This window comes from Mycobacterium sp. NAZ190054, assembly GCF_001545925.1.
Classification (GTDB): Bacteria; Actinomycetota; Actinomycetes; order Mycobacteriales; family Mycobacteriaceae; genus Mycobacterium.
In genome coordinates this window covers 1-4,563 of record NZ_LMVQ01000293.1, presented here as the reverse complement: position 1 = coordinate 4,563, position 4,563 = coordinate 1, and the positions used below count along the sequence as shown (strand labels likewise).

The 4,563-nt window shown below is 69.4% G+C and carries 6 protein-coding genes and 2 pseudogenes; 4 read left to right on the top strand and 4 right to left on the bottom strand.

Translation table 11 applies throughout. The annotated features are described in order from the left end of the window. Positions 1-238, bottom strand: a pseudogene (locus ASJ79_RS32490) (hypothetical protein); the annotation flags it as partial. Positions 239-449: 211 nt separating this feature from the next. Here ASJ79_RS32490 and ASJ79_RS19335 point away from each other — a divergent pair. Further along, positions 450-746 (top strand): thiamine-binding protein, encoded by a 297-nt coding sequence (locus ASJ79_RS19335; protein WP_067958627.1) that lies wholly within the window; start codon positions 450-452, stop codon positions 744-746. A 27-nt stretch (positions 747-773) separates the two neighbouring features. Here ASJ79_RS19335 and ASJ79_RS19330 read toward each other — a convergent pair whose 3' ends face one another. Next, the gene (locus ASJ79_RS19330; protein WP_067958626.1) at positions 774-1,115 is read right to left on the bottom strand and encodes a metal-sensitive transcriptional regulator; all 342 of its coding nucleotides are present in this window, start codon (positions 1,113-1,115) and stop codon (positions 774-776) included. Between the two features lie 5 nt (positions 1,116-1,120). Then, positions 1,121-1,732 (bottom strand): DUF305 domain-containing protein, encoded by a 612-nt coding sequence (locus ASJ79_RS19325; protein WP_067958624.1) that lies wholly within the window; start codon positions 1,730-1,732, stop codon positions 1,121-1,123. Between the two features lie 77 nt (positions 1,733-1,809). Between ASJ79_RS19325 and ilvD the strand changes: the two genes are divergently transcribed. Both ilvD and ASJ79_RS19315 read left to right on the top strand, forming a co-directional pair. Beyond that, positions 1,810-3,522: a dihydroxy-acid dehydratase gene (gene ilvD, locus ASJ79_RS19320; protein ID WP_067958622.1), complete on the top strand. Its 1,713-nt coding sequence runs from the start codon at positions 1,810-1,812 to the stop codon at positions 3,520-3,522. Positions 3,523-3,618: 96 nt separating this feature from the next. Next, positions 3,619-4,056, top strand: a complete 438-nt coding sequence (locus tag ASJ79_RS19315; protein ID WP_067958620.1) for a hypothetical protein — start codon at positions 3,619-3,621, stop codon at positions 4,054-4,056. Between the two features lie 14 nt (positions 4,057-4,070). Here ASJ79_RS19315 and ASJ79_RS19310 read toward each other — a convergent pair whose 3' ends face one another. Continuing rightward, complete coding sequence (locus tag ASJ79_RS19310; protein ID WP_197420284.1) at positions 4,071-4,493, bottom strand: hypothetical protein; 423 nt, start codon at positions 4,491-4,493, stop codon at positions 4,071-4,073. On the opposite strand from ASJ79_RS19310, the pseudogene ASJ79_RS32485 reads away from it, so the two are divergent. Then, positions 4,437-4,563 (top strand): annotated as a pseudogene (locus ASJ79_RS32485) (imelysin family protein); the annotation flags it as partial. The gene ASJ79_RS19310 and the pseudogene ASJ79_RS32485 sit on opposite strands and share 57 nt — an antisense overlap.

Below are 4,563 nucleotides of genomic sequence, written 5' to 3'. Positions count from 1 at the left end.
GTATCGGCTCCCGCACCATCGTCGACGGTGTGTCCTTCGACGTCGCCCGGGAGAAGACGGTCGGCATCGTCGGCGAGTCGGGTTCCGGCAAGACGATGACCGTACTCGCGGCCACCGGGTTGGGCGCCGGGGCCGGCGCGGGCTGGGCCAGCGCCGACGGGGCGCTCAGGGTGAGCCCGGCGGTCACGCTCATTGCCATGAACAGGGCGAGGACCCGGCTCCTGTTTCGCTGCCGCATGCATCTACCTCCAGTCGGGCGACTGACCCCAGTGTGGCACAGCACCAAGATCGATTCCGCTGGCGAACGCGTCCGCCGGACCCCGGCACCCGCTGCACGCAGGGCTTTGACCTGCCCTGATGATCGCGTCGGCGGCTTCGGGCGTTACCTGAGTGGAAAACCGCCGCGGCCGGACACATCGGGCGCCACTCCCGCGGGCGACACTGGACGCATGATCGTCGCGTTCAGCATCAGTCCATCCGGCGGAGACGAGACGGGCGGGGTGGGTGACGCCGTCGCCGCAGCGGTCCGGGTCGTGCGGGCGTCCGGCCTGCCCAACGAGACCAATGCGATGTTCACCAACATCGAGGGCGAGTGGGACGAGGTGATGGCCGTCGTGAAACAGGCCGTCGACGCCGTCGCCGCCGTGTCCCCGCGCGTCAGCCTGGTGCTCAAGGCCGACATCCGGCCGGGCTACACCGGTCAGCTCACCGCGAAGGTGCAGCGCATCGAGGACGCCATCGGCTGAGTTGTCCCCGATCCGGCAGACCCAGAACTAGGAGCGGACCAGTCGGGCGATCGCCGCCGAGGCCTCGGCCAGTTTCGCGTCGGCCTCCGCGCCGCCCGCGGCGACCGCGTGGCTGACGCAGTGGCCGAGGTGTTCGTCGAGCAGGCCGAGCGCCACCGACTGCAGCGCGCTGTTGACGGCGCTGATCTGGGTCAGGACGTCGATGCAGTACTTGTCCTCGTCGATCATCTTGGCGATACCGCGCACCTGGCCCTCGATACGGCGAAGCCGCTTGGCGTAGTTCTCCTTCTGCGCCGAGTAGCCGTGGCCGCCGGCATCGGCTGCTTTTCCGCTCTCGACCTGCGGCGCCGCCCCGCCCGGGGCCTGGATGTTCGTCACGGCATGCCCTCCAGAATCTGCGTCATCTTCTCGATCTGCGCCTGCTGCCCTGCGCCGATCGTCCTGGCGATGGCGATGGCGTCGACATTGGCGCCGTCGGCGATCTCCGCGTTCGCGATCTCGATCGCGCCCCGGTGCTGGCCGATCATCGTCTGCAGCCACAGTTTGTCGAACTCCGGGCCGCTCAGCGACCCGAGCCGCGCGACGGTCGCATCGTCGACCAGGCCCGGTGCGGCTCCACCGGCCGGCCCGCCGGGTCCGCTGCGGATCTCCGGGTTCTCGTTCCACTGCACCAGCAACACGTTGAGGATGTTGATCTCCGGCTGCTGAGTGGCCACGACCTGCTCGGCCAGCGCGACCAGTTCGGCGTTGCCCGACCGCTCCAGCGCCATCGTCGCCAACTCGATCCCCTGCGCATGGTGCGGAACCAGGTCGGTGGCGAAGGCGATGTCGGCCTCGTTGTAACCCGCCGGCTCGCCGGTGATCAGCGGTGCCTCGGGTTCCTCCCGGCCCGCCCGGTCACCGGCCGCGTCGCCCTGGCCGCTGCAGCCGGCGAGCAGCGTCAGCGCGGCAACCGCGACGATCAGCCGCGCGATCCTTGTCGTCATGCGCCCAGGGTACTAGTACCCCACGGGGGTATCCGAGATGGTTTGGCCGGGTGAAACGCCAGGCGCATAATCTCCGCATGCCCTCAGATCCCACGGATTCCGGTATCGACATCAAGCCCCGTAGCCGCGACGTCACCGACGGACTGGAGAAGGCGGCCGCCCGCGGCATGCTACGGGCCGTGGGCATGGGTGACGACGACTGGGCCAAACCGCAGATCGGCGTCGGCTCGTCGTGGAACGAGATCACCCCGTGCAACATGTCGCTGCAACGGCTCGCGCAGGCGGTCAAGGGCGGCGTGCACGAGGCCGGCGGTTACCCACTGGAGTTCGGCACCATCTCGGTGTCCGACGGCATCTCGATGGGCCACGAGGGCATGCACTTCTCGCTGGTCTCGCGCGAGGTGATCGCCGACAGCGTGGAAACCGTGGTGCAGGCCGAGCGTCTCGACGGCACGGTGCTGCTGGCCGGCTGCGACAAGTCGATCCCCGGCATGCTGATGGCCGCCGCGCGCCTGGACCTCGCATCGGTGTTCTTCTACAACGGCTCGATCATGCCGGGCACCGCCAGGCTCACCGACGGCACCGAGACGGAAGTCACCATCATCGACGCCTTCGAGGCTGTCGGAGCCTGCGCGCGCGGGCTGATGTCGCGTGAGGACGTCGACATCATCGAGCGCGCGATCTGCCCCGGCGAGGGCGCCTGCGGCGGGATGTACACCGCCAACACCATGGCCTCGGCCGCCGAAGCCCTCGGGATGTCGTTGCCGGGCAGCGCATCTCCGGTCGCCATCGACAAGCGACGTGACGAGTTCGCGCGCCGGTCCGGCGAGGCCGTGGTGGAGATGCTGCGCCACGGCATCACCGCCCGCGACATCCTGACCAAGGAGGCGTTCGAGAACGCGATCGCGGTGGTGATGGCGTTCGGCGGCTCCACCAACGCGGTGCTGCATCTGCTCGCGATCGCCTACGAGGCCAACGTGAAGCTCTCGCTGGAGGACTTCACGCGTATCGGGCAGAAGGTGCCGCACCTGGCCGACGTGAAACCGTTCGGCCGTCACGTGATGAAGCACGTCGACGAGATCGGCGGGGTGCCTGTGGTGATGAAGGCACTGCTGGACGCCGGCCTGCTGCACGGTGACTGCCTGACCGTCACCGGCAAGACCATGGCCGAGAACCTGGCGCACATCGAACCGCCGGACCCGGACGGCAAGGTGCTGCGCGCGATGAACAACCCGATCCACCCGACCGGCGGCATCACCATCCTGCACGGTTCGCTGGCGCCCGAGGGTGCGGTGGTGAAGTCCGCGGGCTTCGACTCCGACGTGTTCGAAGGCACCGCAAGGGTTTTCGAGCGCGAGCGGGCAGCCCTGGACGCGCTCGAGGACGGCACCATCACGCACGGCGACGTCGTGGTGATCCGCTACGAGGGCCCCAAGGGCGGCCCGGGCATGCGCGAGATGCTCGCCATCACCGGCGCGATCAAGGGCGCCGGCCTGGGTAAGGACGTGCTGCTGATGACCGACGGCCGCTTCTCCGGCGGAACCACCGGCCTGTGCGTCGGCCACATCGCGCCCGAAGCGGTCGACGGTGGTCCGATCGCGTTCGTGCGCGACGGTGACCGGATCCGCCTCGACGTCGCCAACGGCACCCTCGACATCCTGGTCGACCCGGCTGAATTCGAGTCCCGCAAGGCGGGATTCGAGCCGCTGCCACCGCGTTACACGACCGGCGTGCTGGCCAAGTACACCAAACTGGTCGGTTCGGCGGCCGTCGGCGCGGTCTGCACCTGAGGCGCGCCGGAGGCAGTCCACCCGATTCGCCGGTGCGGCAGCGCCGGGCGTGAGAGCATCCCCTTCTGGAGATGCTCTCACCCCGGTGGAGGCAGCATGGTTCGAGTATTCGCCGCAGCTTCGGCAGCCTTCGTCGCCCTGGGCGCGTGTCCGTGGATCTCGCCGGCGGCCGCCGCCGGCGGGGACCAGACCGTCCGCGTCCAGAACGGCCAGATCCGGTGCCTGCTCAGCACCGACTTCGAGGGGCGCGGATATCCCGCGGCGGTGTGCGCGAGGACGGACGGGCGTCCGTTCGGTGTGTCACCCGCGCCGCTGAACCTCGCGGTGGTGCAGGGAACCGGCGAGCTCTATTTCAAGGCGGGAACTCTTCCCGGTCCCGAGTCCGCGGACATCGTGTTGGGGGTCGGCCAGACCTACCGGGTGAACGGTTGGACGGTCAAGACCGAGGAGCTGCGGACCCTGATCACCGAGGACCAGCACGGCGACCACGGGATCCGGGTCAATCCGGTGGACGTGACCGCTGTCTGGATGTGACGACGCGGCTGTGCTCAGGCACGCGGCGCGCGTAGTCCGAGGGTGCGCCGGCCCGCGTCGATCAGCTGTCGGCGCAACTCGTCTTCGTCGGCGTCGACGACGCCGGGCGCTGCGGTGGCGGCGATACCCGACATCACCAGCGAGGCGCGCAACCGCCCGGTCAGCCCCGGCTGGACGGCAGCGAGGAGACCGATCTGGCGCTCGATCAGGTCGGCCCACTCCGGTTCGGCCCGGATCACCTCGACGACGCTCGGATCTCCGCTGGTGACCGCGACCAGCGCGCGGTTCCCGGCCGCCAGGCCTGCATAGCCGGTCAGCACGCGGTCGGCGCGGGCCGGCGCGGTGCGCCGGGTCTCGGCGTCGTCGACGACCGCGCGCAGCTGCTCGACGAGATCGCCACCAGCAAGATCACCGGTGAGGAGGACATCTTCAGCCACACCGACCTGTGGGATTTCAACGCCAACCTGCAGGGGTCGCAGACCGCGGTGGCGTCGGTGCGCCCGATCC

Coding starts and splice junctions, on each gene's coding strand:
- ASJ79_RS19335 (WP_067958627.1), top strand. CDS start 450: ATGATCGTCGCGTTCAGCATCAGTCCATCCGGCGGAGACGAGACGGGC.
- ASJ79_RS19325 (WP_067958624.1), bottom strand. CDS start 1,732: ATGACGACAAGGATCGCGCGGCTGATCGTCGCGGTTGCCGCGCTGACG.
- ilvD (WP_067958622.1), top strand. CDS start 1,810: ATGCCCTCAGATCCCACGGATTCCGGTATCGACATCAAGCCCCGTAGC.
- ASJ79_RS19315 (WP_067958620.1), top strand. CDS start 3,619: ATGGTTCGAGTATTCGCCGCAGCTTCGGCAGCCTTCGTCGCCCTGGGC.